Source organism: Nonomuraea sp. NPDC059023 (genome assembly GCF_042740095.1).
GTDB lineage: Bacteria > Actinomycetota > Actinomycetes > Streptosporangiales > Streptosporangiaceae > Nonomuraea.
The window spans coordinates 170,125-194,759 of sequence record NZ_JBHYIO010000004.1; the positions used below are offsets into that span (position 1 = coordinate 170,125).

Sequence of the window (24,635 nt, forward strand, 5' to 3'; positions counted from 1 at the left end):
GTGCGTGATCCCCATCACACTAAGCGGGAGGCATGGTGACAACACAAGAACACGACGCGTCGGTCTATGAACGGGTTCAGCAGAGCAGTGAATTCCAGGAGTTGAAGCGCCGGTTCCGCGCTTGGACCTTCCCGATGACGGTCGCGTTCCTCGTCTGGTACCTCCTGTATGTCGTGCTGTCCGGGTGGGCGCGGGACTTCATGGGCATTCAGGTGCTCGGCAACATCAACGTCGGATTGATCCTGGGCCTGCTGCAGTTCGTCTCCACCTTCTGGATCGCCTGGGCCTACTCCAGGCACGCGGAGAAGAAGCTGGACCCGCTGGCCGACAAGCTCCGGCACGAAGTCGAGGAGCAGACCAAGTGAGTTCGTCCACACTTTCCACGATCCTGTTCCTGACGTTCGTGGCCGCCACGCTCGGCATCACCTTCTGGGCGAGCCGCAACACCAAGACCGCCGCCGACTACTACGCCGGCGGGCGGTCCTTCACCGGCGTCCAGAACGGCCTCGCCATCGGCGGCGACTACATGTCGGCCGCGTCGTTCCTCGGCATCGCCGGCATGATCGCGCTGTCCGGCTACGACGGCTTCCTGTACTCCATCGGCTTCCTCGTGGCCTGGCTCGTGGCGTTGCTGCTGGTCGCCGAGCTCATGCGTAACTCGGGCAAGTTCACGATGGCCGACGTGCTGGCCTTCCGGATGAGCCCGCGCCCGGTCCGCACCGCCGCCGGCGTCTCCACCATCGTCGTCAGCATCTTCTACCTGCTGGCCCAGATGGTCGGCGCGGGCGCGCTGGTCGGGCTGCTGCTCGGCATCACCAGCGCCGAGGCCAAGAACTGGACGATCGTCGCCGTCGGCGCGCTGATGATCGTCTACGTGGTGTTCGGCGGGATGAAGGGCACCACCTGGGTCCAGATCGTCAAGGCCGTCCTGCTCATGGGCGGCGCGGCGCTGATCACCGTGCTGGTGCTGGCCAAGTACAACTTCAACCTCTCGGCGCTGCTCGGCGCCGCCACCGAGGCCAGCGGCAAGGGCGCGGCGTTCCTCGAACCCGGCCTCAAGTACGGCACCGAGGCCCAGGGCCTCATGGGCAAGATCGACCTGATCAGCCTCGGACTCGCGCTCGTCCTCGGCACCGCCGGCCTGCCGCACATCCTCATCCGCTTCTACACCGTGCCCACCGCCAAGGACGCCCGCAAGTCCGTCCTGTGGGGCATCGGCATCATCGGCACGTTCTACCTGCTGACGCTGGTGCTCGGCTTCGGCGCCGCGGCGCTGGTCAAGATCCCGGCCTCGGACACCGCGGGCAACACCGCGGCGCCCCAGCTCGCGGCGGCCATCGGCGAGAACTTCTTCGGCACAGTCGGCGGCACCGTCCTGCTGGCGCTCATCGGCGCCGTCGCCTTCGCCACGATCCTGGCCGTGGTCGCCGGGCTCACGCTGGCCTCCTCGTCCAGCTTCGCCCACGACCTGTACGCCCACGTGTTCAAGAAGGGCAACGCCACCGAGCGCGAAGAGGTCGTCGTGGCCCGGGTCTCCGCCTTCGTCATCGGCGCCGCGGCCATCGGACTCGGCATCCTCGCCCAGGGCCAGAACGTGGCGTTCCTGGTCGCGCTGGCCTTCGCGGTCGCCGCGTCGGGCAACCTGCCGGCGATCCTGTACAGCCTGTTCTGGAAGCGGTTCAACACCGCCGGAGCCGTCGCCGCCATCTACGGCGGCCTGATCTCCTGCCTGATCCTCGTGATCTTCTCGCCGGTGGTCTCCGGCTCGAAGACCGCGCTGATCAAGGGTGCCGACTTCCACATCTGGAACCTGTCCAACCCCGGCATCATCTCGATCCCGCTCGGCTTCTTCTTCGGCTGGCTCGGCACCGTGCTCAGCAAGGAGTACAACGCCGCCAAGTACGCCGAGATCGAGGTCCGCTCGCTCACCGGCGTGGGCGCGGAGAAGGCCGCCGAGCACTGACCGCGTGGGGCGCCCGGACCCGGGCGCCCCACCCTCGAGGCCGAGCTCGGACGATAGAGTCTTGTCATGGAAGACCAGGCCGCCGCGCTGCTCGCCACCTGTTCACCGGAGATCCGCACCCTGGCCGGAGCCGCCCGAACCTTCCTGCGCCGGCTGCTGCCCGACGCGCAGGAGGAGGTCGACGAACCGGCCCGCCTGATCGCCTACACCTACCAGCCCGGCACGTACAAGGGGCTGATCGTGGCGATCGCCCTGCATCAGGCGCACATCAACCTGATGTTCGCCCGCGGCGCCGACCTGCTCACCCAGGACCCGACCGCGCTGCTGGAGGGGACCGGCAAAAGGGCCCGCCACGTCAAGATCGCCACCGAGTCCCACCTCGCCGACCCCGACCTCGCCACCCTCGTTGCCGCCGCCCGCTCCCTCACCTCTCGCTGATCCCTTTGCGCCTTCATTAGGGACGCCTCCCGCCTTTTTGCGGCCTTTAGGGTTTTTAGGGTCTTTGTGGCCTTTAGGGTTACGGCAAGCCCAGTGGACGCCTCCCGCCGCCAGGGGTGGCGCGTCCGTGCGAGGTGCCCGGCAGTCTGACGTGGTCCTCGCCGTCACAACGCACGTTTGCCCAGCCGCCGTGCCTTCCGCCGGCCGCCGCGACAACGCGCCGAAGGCCACCGCCCACCTTCCCGCCGCCTCGGCGCGCACAACCCCGAGGGGCACCGCCGCGCACAACCACCCCGCCCCGGCCCAGCCCCGGCCTCGCCCCGCCCCGCCTGCCGGCCCTCCTTCGGCTCTCTGGCCCCTCCGGCCCCTCCGGCCCCTCCGGCCTCTTGCCCCCTTCGGTCTCCCGGCCTCCCGGCCCTCGGACCCGAACCTGGCTTTTGGGCTTCACCCTCCCCGCCCCTCTGGCCGTCCGGGCCCGGCTCGTGGGCTTCCGCCCCTCGGCCCCTCGGTCTCCCGGCCCCGCGCCCCGTGGCCCCGCGGATTCCCGGCTCCTCGGTCCCCCGGCTCCTGGGCTCCGGCTTCTCGGCCCTTCGGGGTTCGGGGTCTCTGGTCAGGGTTTGTCTTTTCTTTCTGGGTCTGTCTGGTCTTCCGGGTTTGGGGGTTCGGGGGTGGGGGGTGGTTGGTGGGTGGGGTGTAGGGCTATGGCGGTGGCCAGTGTGGCCAGGAGGCCGCCTGTGCCGGCGATGATGAAGGCCGTTGCCGCTGACGTGGCGTCCAGGAGGACGCCTCCGGCCACGTAGGAGAGGGCGGCGGCCACGCCTATGGCGCCGTACAGAGTGGCGAAGGTGCGGCCCATCACGTCCGGTGCCACGTTGCGCTGGATCAGGGTGGTCGAGGCCACGTCCATGGCCGCGATCCCCAGGCCGCGGATCGTCTGGATCGCCAGCGCCGCCCCCACCGCCCACGCGAACCCGGTCAGCAGGTTGCCCGCGCTGCTCACCGCGAACCCGGCCACCAGCAACGCGCCCATCTGCAGCGGGACACGGCGGGCCAGCAGGATGTAGCCCGCCAGCAGGCCGATTCCGGGGCCGGCCAGCAGCAAACCGGCGGACGCCGGGTCGCCCAGGTCGGTGGCCAGGAAGACCAGGGCCACGTCGTCGATGCCGTTGAAGGCCACGACGGCGAAGAAGCCCAGGCCGACGGCTCTGATCAGGCGGTGGCTCAGGATGTAGCGCAGGCCTTCGCGGGTGTCGGACAGCAGGGAGCCTCGGGTGCGCGGTTCCTCGGGGGCTTTGCCGTACCGGATGGCCTTGGTGAGGACGAGGCCGGAGACCAGGAAGGTGGCGGCGTCGATCAGCAGGACGGCGCGGATGTCGATCACCGACAGCAGCGCCCACGCGGCGAGCGGGCCGAGGGCTTCGCCGCCGTTGGTGCCGAGGCCGACCGCGGTGTTCGCGCGCTCGAGGTCGCGGTCGGGCACCAGCGACGGCACCACGGAGCGCGAGGCGGCCTGGAACAGCTGGCCGATCACCGCGCGCAGGCCCACCAAGGCCAGCAGGACGGGGAGCGGGGGTAGCCAGAGGGCGATCAGCACGACCAGCGCGCCCTGCGCGAACTCGCAGGTGATCATGACGCGGCGGTGGCCGTAGCGGTCGCTGATCGCGCCGGTCAGCGGGGCGAACAGGGCGGGGGCGAAGTCCCCGGCGAGCAGCAGCAGGGACACCGCCAGCGCTTCGCCGGTGGAGGAGGCGACGTAGACCATGAGGGCGACCAGGCTGAGCGAGTCACCGGCGAAGGAGACGGAGCGCGATACCCATAACCATCGGAAGGGGGCGTTGCCCCGCAGGAGTTGCCACACGGGCTCGATGGTAGAAGGGGGAGTTGTGACGATGGACAGATTCAAAGCGGTATTCGAGGTACTCGACGAGCGGTTCGCCTTCGACGGCGGCGACGAGTACGTCGAGGTGCTGCACCGCGGCAGCCGCAAGACCGAAGGGCCCGCCTACTTCGCCGCCGGGCGCTACCTGGTGTGGAGCGACATCCCCAACGACCGGCTATTGCGCTGGGACGAGACGACCGGCGCCGTCGGCGTCTTCCGGCACGGCTCGGGCAACGCCAACGGCAACACGGTCGATCTCGAAGGCAGGCTGGTCACCTGCGAGCAGGGCGCCCGCCGGGTGACCAGGACCGAGCACGACGGCACGATCATCGTGCTCGCCGACAACTTCGAGGGCAAGCGCCTGAACAGCCCGAACGACGTCGTGGTCCGCTCGGACGGGACGATCTGGTTCACCGACCCGCGCTACGGCATCACCGGCTACTACGAGGGCAGCCCCGCCGAGAGCGAGATCGGCGGCGACCACGTCTACCGCCTCGACCCCGCCACGGGCGAGCTGCGGATCGCCGTCGCCGGCTTCGTGCGGCCCAACGGGCTGGCCTTCTCGGCCGACGAGTCTCTCCTGTACGTCGTGGACACCCGCGAGCGCCACCTCCGCGTCTTCGACGTGGCCGGGGACGGCGCCCTGTCGGGCGGGAAGGTGTTCGCGGAGAACTGGTTCGACGGCATCCGCGTGGACTGCCACGACCGGGTGTGGGCCGCCGCCCTCGACGGCGTACGCTGCTACGCCACCGACGGCACGCTGATCGGCAGGCTGCTGCTGCCCGAGTCCGCCTCGAACCTCGTCTTCGGCGGACCCAAGCGCAACAACCTGTTCGTCACCAACTCGGCCGGCGACCTGTACTCCATCCGCCTCACGGTCGCCGGCGCCCGGCGTCCGGGCTCAGGCGGCTGAGGCCTCGGCCAGGGTGGCGAGCTCCTCGGCGCCCAGGGCCAGGCGCGCTCCGGCCATCAGCGGCTTGAGCTGCTCCGGGGTGCGGGCGCTGGCGATCGGGGCGGTGATCGTGGGCTGGGCGGCCAGCCAGGCGACGGCGATGGCGGCCGGCTCCACGTCGCGGACCGCGGCGATCTTGGCGAGGGCGTCCAGGACACGCAGGCCGCGCTCGGTCTCGAGGTACTCGGCCGCCCGGCCCGCCCTGGGGCTGTCCACGGTGACGCCGGGGGCGTACTTGCCGGTCAGGAAGCCGCGGGCGAGCGCGTGGTACGGCGTCGTGGACAGCCCCTCGCGCTCCACGACGTCGCGCAGCGGCCCCTCGAAGCCGCGTTCCATCAGGTTGTACGCCGGCTGCAGCGCCACATACCTGGCCAGACCCTCGTCGTCGGAGACCTTCAGCGCCTGCGCCAGGCGTGGGGCGGTGTGGTTGGAGGCGCCGATGTAGCGGACCTTGCCCTCCCGCACCAGCGCGTCGAACGCGGCCAGCGTGTCGGCCAGCGGGGTGCCCTCGTCGTCGACGTGCGCCCAGTAGAGGTCGATCCGGTCGGTACGCAGGCGGCGCAGGCTGTTCTCCACCGCGGTCCTGATGGTCCTGGGCGCCAGGCCGGTCCATCCGGACAGCATGCCGACCTTCGTGGCCAGGACGATGGAGTCGCGGTTGCCGCGCTCGATCATCCAGTCACCGATGATCCGCTCGGCGGTGGACTCCCCGGTCGCCCACGCGGGGTAGACGTCGGCCGTGTCGAGGAAGTTGCCGCCGTCCTCGACGTAGGCGTCCAGGACGGCGTAGGACGCCTCGCGGTCGGCGGTCCAGCCGAAGACGTTGGTGCCGAGGCAAAGAGGGAACACGGACAGGGCCGTGGTGCCGATCGATCTCACCTCGCTATTATCCGCGCCATCCAACAGCGGTTCCGCCGTCAGGGCCCGGGTGCCGCGTGAGGAGGGCCGATGCGAGCCCGGATGCGTGGCTGCCTGATCGGGGCGATCCTCGCGGGCGCGCTGTTCGTGCTGGTCGTGATCGTCCTCAGGGCCAACTGGCAGCCTCAAGTAGTGAAAAATCCGGAAAAATCACCGGAGCCCGCGATCGAGGTGCTGGAGGAGAAGCGGCTGGACGAGCGCCGCCTCGAACTCACCCTCCGCTCGCCCGCCCTCGACGCCACCACCAAGGTCCGCCTCCTGCTCCCGAAGGGCTGGGCCGGCCGCGCGCGCTGGCCCGCGCTGTGGCTCCTGCACGGCGGCCTGGACGACCACACATCCTGGACCGCCAAGACCGACGTCGACGACCTCACCCGCGACGACGGCCTCATGGTCGTCATGCCCGACGGCGGCCGCTGCGGCAGCTACTCCGACTGGTGGAACGGAGGCGAAGGCGGCCCCCCGAAATGGCAGACCTACCACCTGAAGGAGCTCCTGCCGCTCCTGGAGTCCCGCTACCGCGCCGGTCCCGCCCGGGTGATCGCGGGCTACTCCATGGGCGGCCAGGGCGCCATGCTGTACGCCGCCAAGGGCGGTTTCAAGGCCGCGGCCTCCTTCAGCGGCGCCGTGCACCTCCTCAGCGACGGCGTCCCCCAGGCGGTGATGGCCGGAACCACGCTCGGCTGCCTCGGCACCGACTGGAAGCGCATCTGGGGCGACCCGGGCCGCCAGCGCGCCAACTGGCAGGCGCACAACCCCTACGACCAGGCGGAAAAGCTCAGGGGAGTGCGCCTGTACGTGGCCGCGGGCGCCGGCGACCTGGTCGAGGACCTGGCCGGCCGGGCCGCCAGAGCCTTCGCCGGCCGCCTGCGCGAGCTGGACATCCCGGTCACCACCCACTTCTACCGGGGCGGGCACAACCACGCCTTCTGGCAGCGGGAACTGCGCCGGGCGTACCCGATGCTGAAGCGCGCGCTTCAGTGATGGGCCGCGCCGATGTCGAGCGTGCGTGGCGTCAGCCTCCACACGACCACCGCCGCCAGCAGCATCAGCGCCGCGCCCACCGCTCCCGTCACCGCGATCGAGTCGCCGAAGGCCGCCTTGGCCTGCTCGGCCAGCCGTACGCCCCGCTCGCCGAGCGTGGCGGCCACGTCGAGCGCGCCGCCGATCGACTCGCGCACCACTTCGGCCTGGGCTCCGGTGTACGGCAGCGCCGTACGGTAGACCGCCGCCGCGACGCTGCCCAGGACGGCCACCCCGAGCACCCCGCCCACCTCGTAGCTGGTCTCCTCGATGGCCGCGGCGCTGCCCGCCTTCTCCAGCGGCGCGCCCGACATGATCACGGCAGAGGCGATGGCCAGCGAACCCATGCCCGCGCCGATGAGCAGCAGCGCGAGCGCGACCCAGCCGTAGACCAGCGGCGCCGCGAACAGCACCAGGAACCCGAGCCCCGCCACGACCAGCCCTCCGGCCAGCACGGTACGCGCCCCGATCCGCTCCGCCATCGCGGGCGCCAGCGGTGACAGGATCAGCGCGGTGACGGCCGTCGGCAGGAGGCGTACCCCGGTCTCCAGCGGCGTGTAGCCCTGGACGAGCTGCATCCACTGGGCCATGAGCAGCATCATCGCGGCCATGGCGATCGAGGTGGTGAGCGCGGCCAGCACGCCGGAGGTGAACGGGCCGCTGCGGAACAGACGGACCTCCAGCAGCGGGTCGGGGCGGCGCAGGCTGCGCAGGACGAACCAGGTCAGCGCGAGCGCGCCGGCGGCCAGCGACACCAGCGCGGTCGGGTCGGTCAGGCCGTCCTTGGCGAAGTGCTTGATCGAGTAGACGAGCCCGGCCATGCCGACGATCGACAGCACGGTGCCGAGCGCGTCCCAGCGGCCGGGGCTCGGGTTGCGCGACTCGGGCAGCAGGAACAGGCCGGCGAGCACGGCGACGGCCATGACCGGCACGTTCACGAGGAACGCCGCGTGCCAGCTGAAGTGCTCCACCAGGAAGCCGCCGAGGATCGGGCCGAGCGCGCCGCCGACCGCCGCCATGGCCGCCCAGACGCCCAGCGCGGTGGCGCGCTCGCGCGAGTCGGTGAACAGCGCGCGGATCATCGACAGCGTGGACGGCATGATCATGGCGCCGCCCACGCCGAGCAGGGCGCGCACCGCGATCACGGCGCCGGGGCTCTCGGCCCACATCACCAGGACGGAGGCGAGACCGAACACGCCGAACCCGGTGAGCAGCATCCTCTTGCGCCCCCACCGGTCGCCGAGGGCGCTCACCGTGACCAGCAGGCCGGCCAGGACCAGCGAGTAGACGTCGACCATCCACAGCAACTGGATGGCGTCCGGGCGCAGGCTGGCCGAGATCGCCGGCAGGGCCACGTTGAGGATGGTCATGTCCATGACGACCAGCAAGAGGCTGGCCGACAGGACGGCGAGTCCGGCCCATCTGCGCTTGTGCGCGACGGGCGCGGTGCTGAGTGTCATGTAGTCCCCCGATAGAACGTTTCAAGGAAGATCCTGGGCAGGTCCCTGCGCGCGACGTCCCCCCGCCGCATGCTCTCCCTCACGGCCACGAGCAGGCCGTACACGAGATTGCTTACCCAGCGCGGCGGCAGGTCCGCGCGCAGGACGCCGGCCCGCTGCGCGGCGGTGAACAGGGCGATCTCCCTCTCCTCCAGCTCCTGCGCGCGGCGCACCAGGTCCGCGTGGCGGTCCGCGGTGTGGTCGGTGAGCGCGAAGCCGTGCTCGTCCCCGTGGGCGACGGTGACCGTCAGCAGCTCGTCGAGCACCCGTTTGATCCCGGCGGCGTCGAGGCCGGCGCTCAGGGCCTCGTCGAGGCCGACGGCCGCCTGCGTCTTCGCCCAGGCGTCCATGGCCCGGGAGCTGAGCTCGTACTGCAGCTCGGCGCGGGTGCTGAAGTGCCGGTGCAGCGTGGCGCGGCTGATCCCGGCGGCCTGCGCGATCTCCGCCATCGACGCGTTCGGCGCCTGGTTGAGGTGGTGGATCGCCACGGCGACGATCTCGTCACGACTGGCAGCCATCGCACATCCTCGTCTCGTTTGCGACACCAATGTCGCAAATACTACATCACTGTACGACGGGGTATGTACGGTGATCTCTCCTGGACGGCATGGCCAGCGTGTCAGCCGTGGCGATATCGTTCGGCTGTGGTGATCGGTGACGCGCGCACGCGCATCCTGGACGCGGCCGAGGAGTTGTTCGCGGGCGGTGGCTACGAGGCCACCCCTACCGCGGTCATCGCCAAGCTGGCGCGGGTGCCCAAAGGACTGGTCTTCCACTACTTCCCGCGCAAGATCGACGTGCTGGTGGCGCTGATCGACGAGCGCACCCTGGTGGAGGAGACGAAGGAAGTCGACGCCATGCCGGGCGATCCGGCGGGCACGCTGTCCAAGCTGGCCCGCAGGCTGCCGCTGCGCGCCTCACCGGCGATGCGGCGCATCCTGTTTCGCGAGGCCGACACCCACCGCTCGGTCAAGGACCGTCTCGGACGGCTCAACGGCGAGCTGATCAGGCGCTCCAGGTTCGCGCTCGAACTCGCCCTGCCCGGCCGGCGCGGCGAGAGCGCGCGGCTGGAGGTGGCGGCGGCCACGTTCGCCGCCGTCCTGCTCTACCAGGAGAACCTCTGCCAGCTAACCGGACACCAGATCGACCCCGACGCCGTCGCCGAGCTCATCGCCCACTCGCTCATCTAGCAGCTCGTCCAGCGCGGCGCGCAGGTGGCGCTGCAGCGACCAGACGTCGTCCAGCCGCTCCGGGCAGGCCACGACGCCGAAGTCGAGCATGCCGTCGTAGGAGAAGCAGGTGATGTTCACCCCGCCGCTCAGATCGGTCAGCACCGAGATCGGGTAGTACGACAGCACCCTCGCCCCGCACAGATAGAGCGGGAACTGCGGGCCCGGCACGTTGCTGATGATCAGGTTGATCGGCGGGCAGGCCACCGCCGCCAGCCGGAAGATCGCCGGGGAGGCCAGCCGGGTCACCGGCGGCGGCAGCAGCGAGCACAGCTCGTGCAGCCAGCTCGACGAGGCCGCGGCGAAGCGCCGCTTGGCCGTGCGCATCATGGAACGGGTCGCGTGCAGCCGCGCGTGCCGGTCGGCCACGTTCGTCGCCAGCGGCGTGACCATGGCCGAGATGTGGTTGCCGACCAGTTGCCGGGCGCCCGCCGTCCGCACCGCCACGGGGACCGCCGCGATCAGCGGCTCCTCCGGCAGCGCGTCCCGATCCCGCAGCCAGGTCCGCAGCGCGCCCGCGCACAGCGCCATGACCACGTCGTTCACGCTCATGCCGTGCCGCTTGGCGACGTCCTTGACGTCCTTGAGCGGCACCGAGCCGAACGACAGCCGCCGCTCGGCGCTGATCGGCCCGTTGAACGGTGTGCGCGGCGCGGTCAGGCCGGGCAGTTCCGGCCGCGGGCGGTGGTCGCCGGCGACGAGCCTGGCCGCCCGCGCGATCCGCCGCGCGCCGGGCAGCCCCGCCGCCAGCGGGATCGCGTCCAGCTCGCCTGCCGCTCTGGCCAGCGAGCCGAGGGCGCGCGCGGGGTGTGTGGCCGTGCGTACGGCGGCGCCGTACAGCATGCCCGCCAGGCTCGGAGCCCGCTCGGCCGGCGGCGGCGTGACGTCGATCACCCGTGGCTCCGGCGAGAGGTCGAGCAGGGCGGCGAGCGTCTCCGCGCCCGAGACGCCGTCGATGGCGGCGTGGTGAACCTTCGTGTAGACCGCGACTCTGCCCCCGGTCAGGCCGCGCAGCAGGTGCATCTCCCAGAGCGGCCGGGTGCGGTCGAGCTGGCCGGCGTGGATGCGGGCGACCGCGTCCGCCAGCTGGTACTCGCCTCCGGGCGCGGCCACCTCCGTCTCGAACAGGTGGTTGGCCAGGTCGAACGCGGGGTCGGGTTCCCAGTAGGGGTGGTCGAGGCCGAACGGCACCTCGCTCAGCCGCAGGCCCAGCGCGGGCGACAGGTGCATGCGCTCGCGCAGCAGCGCGGCGAGCGTCTCGCGGTCGAGGACGCCGCCGAGCGGGTCGAGGATGGCCAGCCCCGCCACGTGGGCGGAGGTCGTCGCGGACTCGGCGTTGAGGAACTGCGCGTCGAGTGCGGTCAGCTGGCGCATCGGCTCTTCTCCCGGGTGTTCGATTCGAGGTCAGCTTCACATCGCGGGGTTTCCGGGACGTTTCCGCGAGAGTCTTACAGATGAATTCGGATGCTCCGCACGGACCCGCAGCTCAGCGACTCGGTGACAATTGTCTATCCATGGATAACGGTAATCGGGTGCCTTACCGCGGCGTCGAAGTGATACCCGAACTCGTGCCGCGGCCTTTTCAGCTGCTGCGTGGCGCCGCTCGCGTCGGTCGCCCTGACGAGGATCGACCGCTCGCCCAGGCGCCTCGGCACCCAGGTGATGTGCCAGGGCAACCAGGCGCTGACCAGGTGCGGGCCGCGGTGTTCCGCCCGGCGCCAGGTCCGGCCGTCGTCGAAGCTCACCTCGATCTTGACCACCCGGCCGCGCCCCGACCACGAACGGCCGCGCAGCAGTTGCGGGCGGCCGAACGGCACCCGCGCGTTCCAGCCGAGTTCCAGCGCGCTTTTCACCGGATTCACCGTGACGTCGCGGTAGAACTCCGTGTTCCACGGGGTGAACAATTCACGCGTGGCCACTTCGATGTCTCCGAGCCATTTGATGGACGCTATTCCCACCCATCCCGGCACCACCAGGCGTACCGGGAATCCGTGGTCGGGCGGGAGAGGGTGGCCGTTCATCTCGTAGGCGACCAGGACGTCGTCCATGGCCTTGTCGACGGGCAGAGGGCGGCGTACGTGGCCGTGGTGTTCGAAGGGGGCGTCGAGGCCGGTCGGCAGCACGTCCACGGCTCTGGCGGTGATGTCGGAGCGCTCCAGCAGGTACCGCAGGGGCACACCGCGCCAGCGCGCCACCCCGATCGCGCCGAGCGCCCACTGGGTGCCGGGGGCGGGCTCGCCCTGCTGGGTGCCGTAGAAGCGGCGGCCGTTGCCCGCGCACTCGATCGCCGCGTCCAGGGTGCGGGCGGGCATGGCGCGCAACTGGTCATAGGTGTACGCGCCCGGACATCGCACACCGTCGCCGTGGATGGCCAGTTGCCAGGTGGCGGGGTCGATGGACGGGGTGACGGTGTGGTTGCGGACGAAGAAGCGGTCGGTGGGGGTGTGGAAACCTTGGCCCGCCATGGCGTCCCAGCGCATCTCCGCGCTCGCGCCGTGCGTCCTGAAGAGCTCTGGGGGGAGCGGCTTGACGATGGTCGCGGTGGCGTACATAACTCCCCTATTCCCTACCAGTTAACTAGCCAATCCCATCCTATGGTGTGACCTGCATGATCGCCCACTCTCACCTTGGATACGTGCCCCCGTGTGTCTCTCCCGAAAACGTGTGCCTGGCTCGTAACTGGGTCTGTGGGGGGTGGGGTTGCGCGTGCATAATCGGCGCAAGCGCTTGTCAGCCGCCAGCGGAGCGAGGCCGCCATGCCCCCCACCCCAGACCCCAGCACCCCCGCCCAGCCCTCCTCAAACCCCCCACCCGCCCCGGACCCGCCGTTACCGGAGCCGCGAGAGAAGACGGCGCCATCCACGGACCCGGCACCACCACCCGAGGACGTGGAGCACGCCCCGGACACCCAGCCGGAGACGTCCGGCGGCGCGGCGTCTGCTGGGGACTGGCAGCCGGAGTCATCCGAAGAGGTGACGGCATCCGTAGGGACGCAAGGCTCGCGGGCCGCCTCTGGGGGCATGGAGTCCCCGGTGCCCGGAGCTGGGTTGCGGGTGCCGGGGAATCTGGTGGTGCTCGCGGTGTTGTCGGCCGGGGCGGGGGCCGTGCATTTCGCGGCCATGGGGGAGCACTTCGCCATGGACTGGCGGCACGGGGCGTTCTTCGCCGTGGCCGGATGGGCGCAGGTGCTCTGGGCAGCGGTGGTACTGCTCCGCCCGGCGCGGCCCGTGCTGCTGGCCGGGATCGGGGGCAACGCCGCCATCGTGGCCCTGTGGGGAGTCAGCCGCACCCTCGGCGTGCCCTTCGGCCCCGGTGCGGGCCGGCCGGAGCCCGTGGGCGCCCCGGACGTGCTCGCCACCGCCCTGGAGATCGTCCTGGTCTGCTGTGCTCTCGCCCTGCTGGACAGGACCGCGCGCCCGGCCGTTCCCAGCCGGTCGAGGCGGATCGGGGCGGGGGTGGTGGCCGGGCTGGTGGTGGTCGCGGTCGGTACGGTCTTCCTGCCCGTCTTCGGCACCCACGGCCACGCCGTACCCGCGAATCAGGCGGGCACCACGGCGGCGGACGGTCACCAGCACGGCACCGGCCAGAGCCAGAACACCGGCACCGACCCGGGCGCGGGCGAGGATCAGCAGGGTGGGCACAAGCATGGTGACCAGGGGCCGGTGGTGCCGCCGAGTGAGGGCGAGCGGGCGGCCGCGGACCTGGCCGTGGCGGCGGCCAAGCGGGAGCTGCCCAAGCGGTGGCCCACGTTGGCGGCGGCCACGAAGGACGGGTTCGCCGAGTCGATCGACACCGGCGGCGTCGTTCACCTCACCAAGATGGCGTGGATCATGGACGACCGGGTGCTCGACCCGACCCGCCCCGAAGCCCTGGTGTACTACCGCAAGCCGAGCGGCGGCAGCATCCTGCTGGGCGCGATGTACATCATGCCTCCGGGCGCCCAGGGCCCGAGGATCGGCGGCTCCCTCACGCACTGGCACGCCCACGACGACCTCTGCGGGCTACCCGGCGGCGGCGTGGCCGTCCTGAACCCGGACGGCACCTGCCCCAAGGGCACCACGAAGCTCCCCTCCACCCCCGAAATGCTCCACGTCTGGGTCGTCGACTACCCCGAGGGCCCCTTCGGCGACGCGACCGCCCCAGCCCTCCGCACCGCCATCACCACCCTCCTGTCCCAGGGCGCGTGACCCCCGGTCCGGAGGACCGAGCGGGGGGTCGAGAGCGTTGTCGAGGCGCCAGGATGCGCGTGTACCGCGGGATCCGCGCGGATCGCCCGGTCTGCGAGGTCACGGGCGATCCGGCTGGCCGGGCTCGCTGTAGCTCGTCGGTCACCCATTCCGGCCTGCGCAGGTGAAGCCACGGACGGGGCTGGGGAAGCGGGTCAGGACTGGGGGTCCAGGGGTGGGGCGGGGGTGCCGGGGTTGGTGGACGCGGGCTGGTCGGCGAAGGTGATGATGAGGTAGCGGCCGTTGGAGTAGCTGACCACGCGCTGGCCGAGCATGTCGCTCACCCGGCGGGCCACGTTCTGGAACAGCTCCACCAGGTCGGGGTTGTCGGCCGCCACCCGGAAATGGCCGTTGGAGATGAGCTGCTGGGCGACGAAGGGGGAGAAGTTGGCCTCGCTTCTGGCCATCTCCTCCGCGGTGAACGGGGACTGCCGGAATGCGGGCTGGGTGCCGAAGGACCGGGTCATCGCGTGCCTTTCCTCTGATGGGGTTGTCAGCGGGCCGCCGTGGTGAACGGCTCGCCGGCGTTGAGCTTGCCGATCAGGCGCAGGACTCCGTCCCGGCCGTCATGGGCCATGAGCCAGCGGCTGACCTGGCAGGCCGCCTTCGCGTACGTCTGCCGATCGGCGGAGGCCGCACGCAGCCACTCCTCCAGCGTCACCGGCAGCGCCCCCGACGGCTCCACCAGGCAGCGGTCGCCGGTGGAGCCGAGGTAGCGCGGGTCGCCGGAGATCACCACCGCCAAGCCCTCGTCGAACCACTGCGGCACCTCCCCGGACAGCCGCGCGTGCAGCTCCACGTGCGCCATCTCGTGGGAGGCGATCACCGGATCGAGGCCGCCCGGCGACAGCATCACCGCGCGGTTCAGGACCGCCACGCCCTTCTCCTTGCCGCCGCCTATGCCCGTGTAGCAGGGCGCGGTGCCGCACACGAGGACTCTCGGCGTGCTCACCCGCCCGCCGTAGAAGTCGCCGACCACCCGCCGGGCGGCGGCCACGGTCGCCAGGGCCGGCGCGGCCGGCACGCCTTCCTCCACGTAGACGTCGTCACCGGCGGAGCTCAGCCCGTAGCAGCCGGGACAGGCGGTGGCGGCCACCGACGGGTAGGCCCAGGCCACCCCGCCGACGGCCAGCACCAGCACGGTGACCACCGCGATGATGGTGATTCTCATGGGGGCAAGCCTGCCGGGTCGAACGCGGGATTACATCAGCCCGGGGTATGTCATCCTCAGGTATGCGGCCACCCGCCGCTTGCCCCCGTACTCCGCCCAGCCCAGCGGCGTCGAGTCGTGGTCGTCGTCCTCCGCCGACGGGTCGGCCCCGAGTTCCAGCAGCGCCGTGACGGTGTCCACGTCGTCGTTCCAGGCCGCCAGGTGCAGGGGAGTGCTCCGCTCCCGGTGCCCGACGTCGAAGCCGAGCCCCGCCAGCAGCCGCACCACGTCCGGCCGCCCGTGCTCGGCCGCCCGGTTCATCAGGCCGGGCGTCTCGGCCAGCGCCCGCGCGAGCACCTCGGGCCCGAGGGCGGCGACCGCATCGGCGTCGCCGCTCATGCACGCCGCCGCGAACGCCTCCAGCTCGTCGAGCTCCGGCCGCCGCGCCCCCGCCGCCGCCAGCAGCCCGGCCACCTCGCGGTGGCCGTGGACAAGCGCCAGCTCGTACGGCGTCCGCCCGCCGAACCCCGGATGCCCACCCGGCCGATCGACCGGCACGCCGTACTCCAGCAGGAGCCTGACCCGGCGCGAACCGCCACGCAGCGCGGCCGTCGCCAGCTCCTCACTGAGAAGGTCGGCGGGCGAGGCCAGCTCGTGCCCGAGCCGCTCGCGCCACGGCCCGCCGTCGCCGCGGCCGAGCCCGTACTCCAGCAGCAGCTCCAGATGCGCGGTGTCGTCGGACCAGGAGCCGGCGAGGCCGAGGTTGTAGACGGTCTGGGCGTCGTTGGCGTCGGCGCCGGCCGCCAGCAGCACGCGGGCCAGCTCCAGCCCGCTCTGGTGCGGCGGCTGGTCGCCCTCCCCGCCGCCGAACGCGCCGGTCAGGGCCGTGAACGGCGAGGGTAGCCCGTCCCACAGGAACCCGGCGTCCGGGTCGGCGCCATGGTCGAGCAGGACGCGGGCGGCCTCCACGTACCGGCCGGGCCGCTTGAGCCGCGCGTAGGCCAGGTAGAGCAGCGGCTCCCACCCGAACGGGCCGCCCTGCGCGGTGGCGAGCGAGGGGTCGGCGGCCAGCGCGGCGCGCAACGCGGCCGCCGAGCCGGTGGCGGCCATCGTGAAGACGTTCGCCGTGGCCAGGGCGGGGTCGGCGGCGAGCAGCTCGTCGGCCTCGCGCAGGCGGCCGGGGTAGTCGTCGCCGTAGGTGAGGCAGGCCACGCGCAGAAACTCGGTGGCCGGATCGGCGGCGGCGGGCACCTCGTGCGGCGAACGGGTGTAGCGTCCGACGGTCTCCAGGTGCTTCATCAGCCGTCCCCAGCTGGGGAAGCCGTGGCGGCGGGCGGTCACGAGCTGGGCGTCGGCCAGCTTGGGCGCGTTCGGGCGCCGGGGATGGAACTCCTCGACCATGGCCAGCGCCTCCGGCACGCCGGCGCGTACGTAGCGCAACAGCGTCTTGGCCTGCTTGCGCAGCGCCTCGGCGCTCGGATGGTCGGGAAGACGAGAGATGGGCACGATGGCCTCCCTTCCGTATACGTCTGACGTCCGCATGATCAGACCGGAAAAGAGGTCAGGCCTAACAACACACCGTGACCAGGTGGGCTTCGCCCTTCCCGCGGACCGGATGCGCCCTGACGCGCCCGGCCAGCATACATCTGGACAGTCCGATGGCCGTGATCTGTAATGGCGAACCATGGCCACTCTTTACGAGCACGCCGGCGGCGACGAGGCACTGCATCGCGTCGAAGCCTCCTTCTACGACAAGGTCCTGGCCGACCCGGTGCTGAAGACCCTGTTCACCGAGCGTCGCCCGCACCACGTGGACCACCTGACCTGGTTCACCGCCGAGTCCTTCGGCGGCCCAGGCCACTTCACCGAGGAACTCGGCTTCGACCACATCATCCGTGTCCACCGCGACCTCGAGATCACCGACGAGCAGCGCGAACGGTTCGTCACGCTCTACATGGAGGCCTTCGAGGAGGCCGGGCTCCTCGCCGACGAGCGCTTCCGCGCCGCCGTGCGATCGCACGCCGACTTCGGCGCCCGCGTGGCCCAGCAGAACTCCCACGCCAAGACCGACGCCGACCTGCACCCGATCAGGGAGGTGCCGCTCTGGACCTGGGAGTAGGGTTCGCGGATGACGTCCTCCCTGTACGACCGCCTGATCGCCGACCTCGACGCCGCCGGGGCCGGATACCGCTTGATCGAGCACGCCCCGGAAGGGCGTACCGAGCTGGTCAGCGAGCTGCGCGGCAACGAGGTCAGCCACGCGGCCAAATGCCTGATCGTCATGGTGAAGATCGGCAAGAAGGAGAAACGTTTCGTGCTGGCCGTCGTCCCGGGTGACGCCAAGCTCGATCTCCAGGCGGTCAAGGCGCTGTACGGGGGCACGTACGCGGCCTTCGCCGACAAGGACCGGGCCGAGGAACTGGCCGGGAGCGTGAGCGGCACCGTGCTGCCCTTCTCCTACCATCCGGACCTGGAGCTGGTCGTGGATCCGGCGCTGCTGGCCGTACCGGAGATCTATTTCAACGCCGCGCGGCTGGATCGCTCGATGGCGCTGTGCACGAAGGACTATGTCCTCGTCGCCGCGCCCAGAACCGAGCGCATCACTTAATACTGGAAAACATGCGCCACTCCGACTGGGGTACGGTCAGCGCCCGCTGGGCGGGTATTCGCAGCGAGACGGTCGACGTCCAGGGCGCCGCCGTCCACTATCTCCGGGCCGGATCCGAGCGCGACGGCCCCGCGCACCTGCTGGTCCATCCGCTGGGCGGCAGCGCGACGCTGTGGATGGACCTCATTCCCCACCTGGCCGCCTTCGGCCCCGTCTACGTGCCGGACCTGCCCGGAACCCTGTTCGGCCACACCGAGCTGCCGCATCCGCGCGCGGCCAGGCTGGCGCCGAACGTCCGCTTCCTGCGCGCCTTCACCGGCACGCTCGGCCTGGAGAAGGCGACCGTCCACGGCTGGTCGATGGGCGGGCTGGTGGCGGCGATGTTCGCCGGCCTCGCGCCGGACCGGGCCGGCCGCCTGGTGCTCGCCACCCCGGCCCTGCCCGCCCGGCTGCCGGAGGAGGAGGCCCGGTGGTGGCGCACGATCGGCCGCCTGTGCCTGTCGGCCGCGCAGCCGCTGGCCCGCACGGTCCTGCGCGCCGGCGCGCGTCCCCTCCTGGAGATGAAGATCAGGACGTACGCCGACCGCGACACGCTGACCGGCGGCGAGAAGCTGGTCGGCGGTGACCTGACCCGACTGTCGCCGGAGATGACCGCGCTGATCGGCGAGGAACTGCGCACGGCGGACCCGGCCAGGCTGGGCGACACCGTCACCGCGGTGACCTCGATCATGCGGGCGATCTTCGTCGACCCCGAGCCCGTCCGCGCGGCCCTCTCCCGGGTGAGCGCCCCCACCCTGGTCCTGTGGGGCGAGACGGACAACATCGTCATCGACGGCGCCCGCGAGGACCTGACCGCCCGCCGCCCCGACTGGACGCAGCACACCCTCCCGGACACCGGTCACGTGTTCCCGCTGGAGGTACCCGGCGTATACGCGGAAACCGTCGCGCGCTGGGCGGGGTACACCTCGTAGTCTGTGCCGGATGCAGCACGTTCTGACCACCGACCGGCTCGAACTCCGGCCGGTCGCCGCAGCCGACCTCGCCGACCTGCTGGCGCACTGGACCGACCCGGACGTGCGGCGCTTCCTGTTCGACGGCGAGGTCCTCACCGCCGAGCGGGTGGCCGAGGCGATCGCCGACAGCGAGCGCGACTCCGTCTGCGGTCTGTGGCTGATCCGCGAGCGCGCCACCGGCGTCCTCGCCGGCACCGCGGGGCTCCGGCCGCTGGAGGACCTCGGCGTCGAGGTTACCTACAGCCTGTCGCCGCCCTTCTGGGGGTACGGCTACGCCACGGAGGCGGCCCGCGCGGTGGTCGAGCACGCCCTGGGCCCAGCCGGCCTGCCCGAGGTCCTGGCCGAGGTGGACGAGGGCAACACCGCCTCCATCGCCGTGGTGGAACGCCTGGGGATGACGCCGTTCGAGACGGTTGCCGGCCTGCTGGGGCCGATGATCCGCTACCGGAGGACCGCGCGTGGTTGACCGGGACCGGGAACGCCGGACGGGCTCCGAGATCACACCGGTGCGCGTGGACGTGGAGGTGCGGCAGGTGACGGCCGAGCACGTCACCTTCACCCAGACCTACACCAGCCCGGGATGGGAGCGCCCCGAGGTGAGCTGGAGCACCCTGCGCTTCCTGGCGGAGGCGGGCTGGAGATCGAGGCCCAGTACGGCGGCTGGAACCGCGGGCCCCTGACGGACGCCGCCCCGGAGATCATCACGTTCGCCGCCGGGTAGTGCCTCACCGGAGCGCGCCGGCGGACAGAATCGGAGTATGCGCTACCGCATCCTGGGCACGACCGAGGTGGCCGGCGAGCAGGTCAACGGGGACGGCCTGCGGGCGCTGCTCGCGGCGCTGCTGCTGGAAGCCGGGCGGCCGGTCTCCGCGGAGCGCCTGCGCGAGGTCGTCTACGGCGGCGAGGGGGCCGCGCCCAACGCCCTGCAGTCGCAGATCTCCCGCCTGCGGAAGTTCGTCCCGGTCGAGCGGGTCGGGCCCGGCTACCGGGTCAGCGTGGACCCCGACGACGTGGACGCCCACCGCTTCGCCCGCCTGGTCGCCGAAGGGCGGCGGGCCGGCCGTACACAGGAGGCGGTGCGGTTGCTGGGCGAGGCGCTCGCGCTGTGGCGCGGCGAGGCGCTGGCCGGGCTGCCGGGCCTGGACGGCCACCGCGAGCGGCTGGCGAGCCTGCGCGCGGAGGCGCTGGAGAACCGGATCGAGGCCGAGCTCGCGCTGAAGGCCGAGCCCGCCCGCCTGATCGGGGAACTGCGCACCCTGGTCGCCGCCGACCCGCTGCGCGAGCGCCCGCGCGAGCTGCTGATCCGCACGCTGGCCGCGACCGGCAGGCAGGTCGAGGCGCTGGAGTGCTACGAGGACCACCGCCGCCTGCTGGCCGAGCAGCTCGGCACCAGCCCGTCGCCGGAGCTCAGAACCCTGCACGTCGCGGTGCTGCGCGGCGAGCACACCCAGCGCCCGCTGATGGCCATGCCGGGGCCGCGCCGCCAGATGAGCAGCTTCGTCGGCCGCGAACGCGAGCTCGCCGACCTGCGCGTCCTGCTGCGCGAGCACCGGCTGGTGACGCTCGTCGGCCCCGGCGGCTCGGGCAAGACCCGGCTGGCCGCGGAGGCGGTGAGCGGGCCGATCGGGGAGCGCGTCTGCTTCGTCGAACTCGCCCCGGCGGCAGGGGTACGGCAGGCCGTACTCGGCGCCCTGGGCGGCGCGTTAACGCCCGGCGGCGACCCGGTCGCCATCCTGGCGGGAGAGGTGCTCCTGCTCGTGCTGGACAACTGCGAGCACCTGATCGAGGAGGCCGCCGCCCTGGCCGACCGGCTGCTGGCCGGGGCGCCCGGCGTACGGGTGCTGGCCACCAGCCGCGAGCCGCTCGGCCTCGACGGCGAGGCCAGCCTGCCGCTGCGCCCGCTAGCGCTGCCCGCCGAGGGCGCCGCCCTGGCCGAGGCGCTGGACAGCCCGGCGGTGAGCCTGCTCGTGGACCGCGCGCGGGCCGCCGACCCGCGCTTCGCCGCCACCGACGCGGTCGTGCGGATCTGCCGCGCCCTCGACGGACTGCCGCTGGCGATCGAGCTGGCCGCCGCCCGGCTGCGCGCGCTGTCGGCCGAGGACCTGGCCGAGCGGCTGGAGGAGCGGCTCGGCGACCGCCTCGACCTGCTCGGTTCCGGGGTCCGGGGCGGTCAGGCCCGCCACCGCACGTTGCGGGCCGTCGTGGCGTGGAGCTGGGAGCTGCTGTCGGCCGACGAGCAGCGGCTGGCCGCGCGGCTGTCCGCCTTCCCCTCGGGGGCCTCGCTCAAGGCGGCGGAGCAGGTCTGCGGCGCCACGCCCGGCCTGCTCGCGGCTCTGGTGGACAAGTCACTCGTCCAAGCCGACCACGGGCGCTACCGGATGCTGGAGACCGTGCGCGCCTTCTGCGCCGAGCATCTGGGGGAGGACGACGCCGACGCCGTACGCCTGGCCCATGCCGGGTACTTCGCCGACATGGCCGTGCGGGCGGAGCCGTACCTGCGCAATCATCGGCAGGCGGGCACGATGGCCGAGCTCGCGGCCGAGCACGACAACCTGCACGCGGCGCTGCGCTGGGCGATCGCGGCCGGGCGGCCCGCGACGGCGCTGCGGATCACCGCGGGGCTGTGGCTCTACTGGTGGCAGCGGGGGCTCGGGCAGGAGGCCGCCCAGCTCACCGTCGCCGCGCTCGCCCTGCCGGGAGCGGAGGAGTGCGGCGCCCACTACGTGATGTCCGTGCTGCAGGTGGCGTCGGCGGCCAGCCCGCGCGCCCAGATCCGCCCGCTGCTGGAGCGGGCCGAGCGGCTGGCCGAGCACCTGGGTCCGGTGCCCGAGTACCCGCTGATCCAGATGGTGCGCCCCTATCTCGCCGTCGCCCAGAGCGACTACGGCGCGATCGTGCCCTCGCTCCTGACGGCCACCACGAGCTCGCAGCCGTGGTCGCGCGGCTTCGCCCACCTGCTCCTGGCGCAGGTACGGCTGGGCGGCGGCAACCAGGTGAACCAGGCCTCCGAGCACCTGAGCAGCGCGCTCACCGCCTTCCGGCTGGCCGGCGACGGCTGGGGCGCGGCGCAGGCCCTCCTGCAGATGGCCGAGATCGCCGGCTGGCGGGGCGAGCACGCGCGCGAGCTGGCCCTGACCGAGGAGGCCATGGCGCTGACCTCGGTCTTCGGCGACGCGCAGGACACCGTGTTCGTGCTGGCCCAGAGGGGCTCGGTCAAGGCCAGGGCGGGCGACCTCGACGGCGCCAAGGCCGACCTGGAGCGGGCCGTCGTGCTGGCCAGGTCGAGGAAGGGGCCGGAGGAGATGGCCGCGGCCACGTACGTGCGGGCCGAGGTCGCCAGGCTCGAAGGCGACGGCGGACGGGCCGCGGAGCTCTACCGCGAGGCGCTGGCCGGCTGCGGGCACACGCCCTGGGTGGGGGAGGAGGAGCTGCGCGCCCGCGTCCTCATCGGGCTGGGACAGGTCGCCGGTGACGAGGGGCTCTTCCGCGAGGCGTTCGACATCCTCCTGCGCACGCTCGACGTGCCCGCCGCCGCCGGGGCGGTCGAGGGCATGGCCGGGCTGGCGCTGGCCGCCGGCGCCGCCGGGCGGGCCGCGACGCTGCTCGGGGCGGCCGGTACGCTGCGCGGGCTACCGGGTACCGAAGCCGCCGGCGTCGAGGCGGAGACCAGGCGCGTGCTCGGCGACGCCGCGTTCTCGCTGGCCTACCGGCGGGGCGCCGGGATGGACCGCGAGGAGATCGTCGGGCTCATGTCAGCGCCGGGTGCGGGCGCCGTCAGCCCCGCCGCCCACCGTTGAGGCATGAGACAGATTCCGATGACGCGCTCCTGTCCGTTCAGCCCGCCGGACGGGGCCACCGACGAGGCTTTCGGCAAGGTGCGGCTCAACACCGGCGACGAGATCTGGTACGCCACCAGCCACGACCTGGTCCGCCGGCTGTTCGGCGACACCCGCTTCAGCTCCGAGGTGGAGGGCGGCCAGCAGGGCGTGCCGCTGTACCAGGCCGCGCCGCCGCCGGGGATGTTCGTCCAGATGGACCCGCCCCAGCACACCCGGATCCGCCGCATGCTCACCGGCCGCTTCACCCTCCAGCGCATGAACCGGCTGCGGCCCAGGATCGAGCAGATCATCGCCGACCAGCTCGACCACGTGGAGAGGCAGCCGCGGCCGGTGGACCTGGTCGAGCACTTCGCGCTGCCGGTGCCGACGCTGGTGATTTGCGAGCTGCTCGGCGTGCCGTACGCCGACCGCGAGACCTTCCAGATCGCCAGCGTCCGGCTGCTCGACACGAACCTCGACATCGAGACGGCCACGGCGGCGCTGGAGGACTTCGGGGTCTTCCTCACCGGGCTCGTCGCGGCCAAGCGGGCCAGGCCGGGAGAGGGGCTGCTGGACGACCTGCTCACCGGCACCGACCTGACCGACGAGGAGGTGGCCGGGGTCGCCGTGCTGCTGCTGATCGCCGGCCACGAGACCAGCGCCAGCGTGCTGGGCGTCGGCACGCTGCTGCTGCTCCAGCGGCCCGACCAGCTCGCGCTGCTGCGCGACGAGCCCGAGGTCGCCAAGACCGCGGCGGACGAGATGCTGCGCTACCTGTCGGTCGTCGACACCCTCATGTTCCGGCGGGCCTCGCAGGACCTCGAACTGGACGGGGTGACGATCCCGGAGGGCGACTTCCTCACGGTCTCGCTGGCCGCGGCCAACCGGGACCCGTCCCTGTGCGAGAACCCCGACATGCTGGACCTCACCCGGCCGCGTACCCACCACCTGGCCTTCGGCTTCGGCCCGCATCAGTGCCTCGGGCAGAACCTCGCCAGGATGGAGCTGGAGATCGCCTTCCCCGCGTTGCTGCGCCGCCTGCCCGGGTTGCGGCTGGCCGTACCGCTGGAGGAGGTGCCCAAGCGCGTGGGGATGCTCGTGTACGGCGTGGACCGGCTGGAGGTGACGTGGTGATCGTCGTGGACAGGGAGCGGTGCGCCGCCGCCGGGCAGTGCGCGGCGTGGGCGCCCGAGGTCTTCGACCAGGATCCCGACGACGGCCGGATCGTCCTGCTCGCTCAGGCCGACGGCCCGCAGGTACGGCGCGCGGTCTCCGGCTGCCCCACGGGAGCGATCACGCTCATGCCGTCGAGCAGGTAGCCGAGGCCCCGGGCGAAGGTCGCCGCCCAGTCGTGGGCCAGGCCGTGCGCGGCCAGCGTGGGATAGGGGCGCAGGTGCTCGGTGAGGTCGGCGGCGCCGTCGTGGGACTGCAGGGTGACCGAGCCGATCACGAACGTGGACAGGCTGTGCGCGGCCGCCCGCACGTCGGGCAGCCCGGCCTCCTCCAGCGTGCGGTAGAGGAAGTCGGTACGGCCGAGCGCGTTCGGCCCCATCATGGGCCGGTCGAGCAGCGTGATCGACCACGGGTGGCGCAGCATCGCCGCCCGCCAGGCCGAGCACAGCCGCTCGGCCCGCGCCCGCCAGTCGCCGCCCGAGGGCAGCTCGGCCTCGCCGAACACCGCGTCGAGCGCCAGGTCGAGCACGTCGTCCTTGGTCTTCACGTGCCAGTACAGCGTGGTGGACCCGGTGCCGAGCCGCTCGGCCAGCCGCCGCATGGTCAGCCGGTCGATGCCCTCCTCGTCGAGCAGGGCGAGCGCCTCGGCCACGATCCGCTCGATGGTCAGCACCTGGCGGGCGGGTTTGCGGGGCCGTAGCCACACGTTCTCGTCGCTCACCCGGCCGATAATACGCTGTACGCCGACC

General features: G+C 72.1%; 25 protein-coding genes. 15 read left to right on the top strand and 10 right to left on the bottom strand.

Annotation, left to right across the window (positions count from 1 at the left end; translation table 11 throughout):
* Nucleotides 1-32: 32 nt before the first annotated feature.
* The 3 genes from ACFWYW_RS08965 (at nucleotide 33) to ACFWYW_RS08975 (ending at nucleotide 2,401) form a co-directional block, all read left to right on the top strand.
* Entirely contained in the window at nucleotides 33-365 is a 333-nt protein-coding gene (locus ACFWYW_RS08965) for a DUF485 domain-containing protein (protein WP_379613298.1), read from the top strand.
* Complete coding sequence (locus tag ACFWYW_RS08970; protein WP_379613297.1) at nucleotides 362-1,963, top strand: cation acetate symporter; 1,602 nt, start codon at nucleotides 362-364, stop codon at nucleotides 1,961-1,963. The genes ACFWYW_RS08965 and ACFWYW_RS08970 overlap by 4 nt, the downstream gene beginning before the upstream one ends.
* Before the next feature lie 66 nt (nucleotides 1,964-2,029).
* Nucleotides 2,030-2,401 (top strand): DUF1801 domain-containing protein, encoded by a 372-nt coding sequence (locus tag ACFWYW_RS08975; RefSeq protein ID WP_379613296.1) that lies wholly within the window; start codon nucleotides 2,030-2,032, stop codon nucleotides 2,399-2,401.
* 610 nt (nucleotides 2,402-3,011) lie between these two features.
* On the opposite strand, the gene ACFWYW_RS08980 is transcribed toward ACFWYW_RS08975, so the two are convergent.
* Nucleotides 3,012-4,259: an MFS transporter gene (locus ACFWYW_RS08980; RefSeq protein ID WP_379613295.1), complete on the bottom strand. Its 1,248-nt coding sequence runs from the start codon at nucleotides 4,257-4,259 to the stop codon at nucleotides 3,012-3,014.
* Nucleotides 4,260-4,290: 31 nt separating this feature from the next.
* Here ACFWYW_RS08980 and ACFWYW_RS08985 point away from each other — a divergent pair, with 31 nt between their 5' ends.
* Nucleotides 4,291-5,193 carry an SMP-30/gluconolactonase/LRE family protein gene (locus ACFWYW_RS08985; RefSeq protein ID WP_379613294.1) on the top strand — a complete coding sequence of 301 codons (903 nt, stop codon included), beginning with the start codon at nucleotides 4,291-4,293 and terminating at the stop codon, nucleotides 5,191-5,193.
* On the opposite strand, the gene ACFWYW_RS08990 is transcribed toward ACFWYW_RS08985, so the two are convergent.
* A complete protein-coding gene (locus tag ACFWYW_RS08990; RefSeq protein ID WP_379613293.1) occupies nucleotides 5,182-6,111 on the bottom strand; it encodes an aldo/keto reductase in 930 nt (309 codons plus the stop codon). The two genes, ACFWYW_RS08985 and ACFWYW_RS08990, sit on opposite strands and share 12 nt — an antisense overlap.
* 69 nt (nucleotides 6,112-6,180) lie before the next feature.
* On the opposite strand from ACFWYW_RS08990, the gene ACFWYW_RS08995 reads away from it, so the two are divergent.
* Nucleotides 6,181-7,131, top strand: a complete 951-nt coding sequence (locus tag ACFWYW_RS08995) for an alpha/beta hydrolase (protein WP_379613292.1) — start codon at nucleotides 6,181-6,183, stop codon at nucleotides 7,129-7,131.
* Here ACFWYW_RS08995 and ACFWYW_RS09000 read toward each other — a convergent pair.
* Both ACFWYW_RS09000 and ACFWYW_RS09005 read right to left on the bottom strand, forming a co-directional pair.
* Nucleotides 7,125-8,630: an MFS transporter gene (locus ACFWYW_RS09000; RefSeq protein ID WP_379613291.1), complete on the bottom strand. Its 1,506-nt coding sequence runs from the start codon at nucleotides 8,628-8,630 to the stop codon at nucleotides 7,125-7,127. The genes ACFWYW_RS08995 and ACFWYW_RS09000 overlap by 7 nt on opposite strands.
* Nucleotides 8,627-9,187 (bottom strand): TetR/AcrR family transcriptional regulator, encoded by a 561-nt coding sequence (locus ACFWYW_RS09005; RefSeq protein WP_379613290.1) that lies wholly within the window; start codon nucleotides 9,185-9,187, stop codon nucleotides 8,627-8,629. The genes ACFWYW_RS09000 and ACFWYW_RS09005 overlap by 4 nt, the downstream gene beginning before the upstream one ends.
* 126 nt (nucleotides 9,188-9,313) lie before the next feature.
* Here ACFWYW_RS09005 and ACFWYW_RS09010 point away from each other — a divergent pair, with 126 nt between their 5' ends.
* Nucleotides 9,314-9,859 (top strand): TetR/AcrR family transcriptional regulator, encoded by a 546-nt coding sequence (locus tag ACFWYW_RS09010; protein WP_379613289.1) that lies wholly within the window; start codon nucleotides 9,314-9,316, stop codon nucleotides 9,857-9,859.
* On the opposite strand, the gene ACFWYW_RS09015 is transcribed toward ACFWYW_RS09010, so the two are convergent.
* Nucleotides 9,797-11,272, bottom strand: coding sequence for a wax ester/triacylglycerol synthase family O-acyltransferase (locus ACFWYW_RS09015; protein ID WP_379613288.1), 1,476 nt, complete (start codon nucleotides 11,270-11,272; stop codon nucleotides 9,797-9,799). The two genes, ACFWYW_RS09010 and ACFWYW_RS09015, sit on opposite strands and share 63 nt — an antisense overlap.
* 134 nt (nucleotides 11,273-11,406) lie before the next feature.
* Nucleotides 11,407-12,450 (bottom strand): sulfite oxidase, encoded by a 1,044-nt coding sequence (locus ACFWYW_RS09020; protein ID WP_379613287.1) that lies wholly within the window; start codon nucleotides 12,448-12,450, stop codon nucleotides 11,407-11,409.
* A gap of 480 nt (nucleotides 12,451-12,930) precedes the next feature.
* On the opposite strand from ACFWYW_RS09020, the gene ACFWYW_RS09025 reads away from it, so the two are divergent.
* Nucleotides 12,931-14,085 (top strand): hypothetical protein, encoded by a 1,155-nt coding sequence (locus ACFWYW_RS09025; RefSeq protein WP_379613286.1) that lies wholly within the window; start codon nucleotides 12,931-12,933, stop codon nucleotides 14,083-14,085.
* A gap of 194 nt (nucleotides 14,086-14,279) precedes the next feature.
* Here ACFWYW_RS09025 and ACFWYW_RS09030 read toward each other — a convergent pair whose 3' ends face one another.
* From ACFWYW_RS09030 to ACFWYW_RS09040, 3 genes are read right to left on the bottom strand one after another with little or no spacing between them, the layout of a single operon-like run.
* On the bottom strand, nucleotides 14,280-14,591 hold the full coding sequence (locus tag ACFWYW_RS09030; RefSeq protein ID WP_379613285.1) for a hypothetical protein: 312 nt from the start codon (nucleotides 14,589-14,591) through the stop codon (nucleotides 14,280-14,282).
* 26 nt (nucleotides 14,592-14,617) lie between these two features.
* Complete coding sequence (locus tag ACFWYW_RS09035) at nucleotides 14,618-15,295, bottom strand: hypothetical protein (RefSeq protein ID WP_379613284.1); 678 nt, start codon at nucleotides 15,293-15,295, stop codon at nucleotides 14,618-14,620.
* A gap of 30 nt (nucleotides 15,296-15,325) precedes the next feature.
* Nucleotides 15,326-16,780, bottom strand: a complete 1,455-nt coding sequence (locus ACFWYW_RS09040; RefSeq protein WP_379613283.1) for an ankyrin repeat domain-containing protein — start codon at nucleotides 16,778-16,780, stop codon at nucleotides 15,326-15,328.
* A gap of 178 nt (nucleotides 16,781-16,958) precedes the next feature.
* Here ACFWYW_RS09040 and ACFWYW_RS09045 point away from each other — a divergent pair, with 178 nt between their 5' ends.
* The 8 genes from ACFWYW_RS09045 to ACFWYW_RS09080 all read left to right on the top strand — a co-directional run bounded on the left by ACFWYW_RS09045 (nucleotide 16,959) and on the right by ACFWYW_RS09080 (nucleotide 24,032).
* Nucleotides 16,959-17,393 carry a group II truncated hemoglobin gene (locus ACFWYW_RS09045; RefSeq protein WP_379613282.1) on the top strand — a complete coding sequence of 145 codons (435 nt, stop codon included), beginning with the start codon at nucleotides 16,959-16,961 and terminating at the stop codon, nucleotides 17,391-17,393.
* A 9-nt stretch (nucleotides 17,394-17,402) separates the two neighbouring features.
* Nucleotides 17,403-17,882, top strand: coding sequence for a YbaK/EbsC family protein (locus ACFWYW_RS09050; RefSeq protein WP_379613281.1), 480 nt, complete (start codon nucleotides 17,403-17,405; stop codon nucleotides 17,880-17,882).
* An 11-nt stretch (nucleotides 17,883-17,893) separates the two neighbouring features.
* Nucleotides 17,894-18,853, top strand: a complete 960-nt coding sequence (locus tag ACFWYW_RS09055) for an alpha/beta fold hydrolase (RefSeq protein ID WP_379613280.1) — start codon at nucleotides 17,894-17,896, stop codon at nucleotides 18,851-18,853.
* 10 nt (nucleotides 18,854-18,863) lie between these two features.
* A complete protein-coding gene (locus ACFWYW_RS09060; protein WP_379613279.1) occupies nucleotides 18,864-19,361 on the top strand; it encodes a GNAT family N-acetyltransferase in 498 nt (165 codons plus the stop codon).
* Nucleotides 19,354-19,575, top strand: a complete 222-nt coding sequence (locus ACFWYW_RS09065) for a hypothetical protein (protein ID WP_379613278.1) — start codon at nucleotides 19,354-19,356, stop codon at nucleotides 19,573-19,575. The genes ACFWYW_RS09060 and ACFWYW_RS09065 overlap by 8 nt, the downstream gene beginning before the upstream one ends.
* Before the next feature lie 78 nt (nucleotides 19,576-19,653).
* Complete coding sequence (locus ACFWYW_RS09070) at nucleotides 19,654-22,692, top strand: ATP-binding protein (RefSeq protein ID WP_379613277.1); 3,039 nt, start codon at nucleotides 19,654-19,656, stop codon at nucleotides 22,690-22,692.
* A 3-nt stretch (nucleotides 22,693-22,695) separates the two neighbouring features.
* Nucleotides 22,696-23,847, top strand: coding sequence for a cytochrome P450 (locus tag ACFWYW_RS09075; RefSeq protein WP_379613276.1), 1,152 nt, complete (start codon nucleotides 22,696-22,698; stop codon nucleotides 23,845-23,847).
* Complete coding sequence (locus ACFWYW_RS09080) at nucleotides 23,844-24,032, top strand: ferredoxin (RefSeq protein ID WP_379640941.1); 189 nt, start codon at nucleotides 23,844-23,846, stop codon at nucleotides 24,030-24,032. The genes ACFWYW_RS09075 and ACFWYW_RS09080 overlap by 4 nt, the downstream gene beginning before the upstream one ends.
* On the opposite strand, the gene ACFWYW_RS09085 is transcribed toward ACFWYW_RS09080, so the two are convergent.
* Nucleotides 23,951-24,607: a TetR/AcrR family transcriptional regulator gene (locus ACFWYW_RS09085; protein ID WP_379613274.1), complete on the bottom strand. Its 657-nt coding sequence runs from the start codon at nucleotides 24,605-24,607 to the stop codon at nucleotides 23,951-23,953. The two genes, ACFWYW_RS09080 and ACFWYW_RS09085, sit on opposite strands and share 82 nt — an antisense overlap.
* Between the last annotated feature and the right edge of the window lie 28 nt (nucleotides 24,608-24,635).

Excerpts from the sequence above, each read along its gene's own strand:
- ACFWYW_RS08965 (WP_379613298.1), top strand. The coding sequence starts at position 33 with ATGGTGACAACACAAGAACACGACGCGTCGGTCTATGAACGGGTTCAG.
- ACFWYW_RS08975 (WP_379613296.1), top strand. The coding sequence starts at position 2,030 with ATGGAAGACCAGGCCGCCGCGCTGCTCGCCACCTGTTCACCGGAGATC.
- ACFWYW_RS08985 (WP_379613294.1), top strand. The coding sequence starts at position 4,291 with ATGGACAGATTCAAAGCGGTATTCGAGGTACTCGACGAGCGGTTCGCC.
- ACFWYW_RS08995 (WP_379613292.1), top strand. The coding sequence starts at position 6,181 with ATGCGAGCCCGGATGCGTGGCTGCCTGATCGGGGCGATCCTCGCGGGC.
- ACFWYW_RS09000 (WP_379613291.1), bottom strand. The coding sequence starts at position 8,630 with ATGACACTCAGCACCGCGCCCGTCGCGCACAAGCGCAGATGGGCCGGA.
- ACFWYW_RS09005 (WP_379613290.1), bottom strand. The coding sequence starts at position 9,187 with ATGGCTGCCAGTCGTGACGAGATCGTCGCCGTGGCGATCCACCACCTC.
- ACFWYW_RS09015 (WP_379613288.1), bottom strand. The coding sequence starts at position 11,272 with ATGCGCCAGCTGACCGCACTCGACGCGCAGTTCCTCAACGCCGAGTCC.
- ACFWYW_RS09020 (WP_379613287.1), bottom strand. The coding sequence starts at position 12,450 with ATGTACGCCACCGCGACCATCGTCAAGCCGCTCCCCCCAGAGCTCTTC.
- ACFWYW_RS09030 (WP_379613285.1), bottom strand. The coding sequence starts at position 14,591 with ATGACCCGGTCCTTCGGCACCCAGCCCGCATTCCGGCAGTCCCCGTTC.
- ACFWYW_RS09035 (WP_379613284.1), bottom strand. The coding sequence starts at position 15,295 with ATGAGAATCACCATCATCGCGGTGGTCACCGTGCTGGTGCTGGCCGTC.
- ACFWYW_RS09045 (WP_379613282.1), top strand. The coding sequence starts at position 16,959 with ATGGCCACTCTTTACGAGCACGCCGGCGGCGACGAGGCACTGCATCGC.
- ACFWYW_RS09050 (WP_379613281.1), top strand. The coding sequence starts at position 17,403 with ATGACGTCCTCCCTGTACGACCGCCTGATCGCCGACCTCGACGCCGCC.
- ACFWYW_RS09055 (WP_379613280.1), top strand. The coding sequence starts at position 17,894 with ATGCGCCACTCCGACTGGGGTACGGTCAGCGCCCGCTGGGCGGGTATT.
- ACFWYW_RS09060 (WP_379613279.1), top strand. The coding sequence starts at position 18,864 with ATGCAGCACGTTCTGACCACCGACCGGCTCGAACTCCGGCCGGTCGCC.
- ACFWYW_RS09070 (WP_379613277.1), top strand. The coding sequence starts at position 19,654 with ATGCGCTACCGCATCCTGGGCACGACCGAGGTGGCCGGCGAGCAGGTC.
- ACFWYW_RS09075 (WP_379613276.1), top strand. The coding sequence starts at position 22,696 with ATGAGACAGATTCCGATGACGCGCTCCTGTCCGTTCAGCCCGCCGGAC.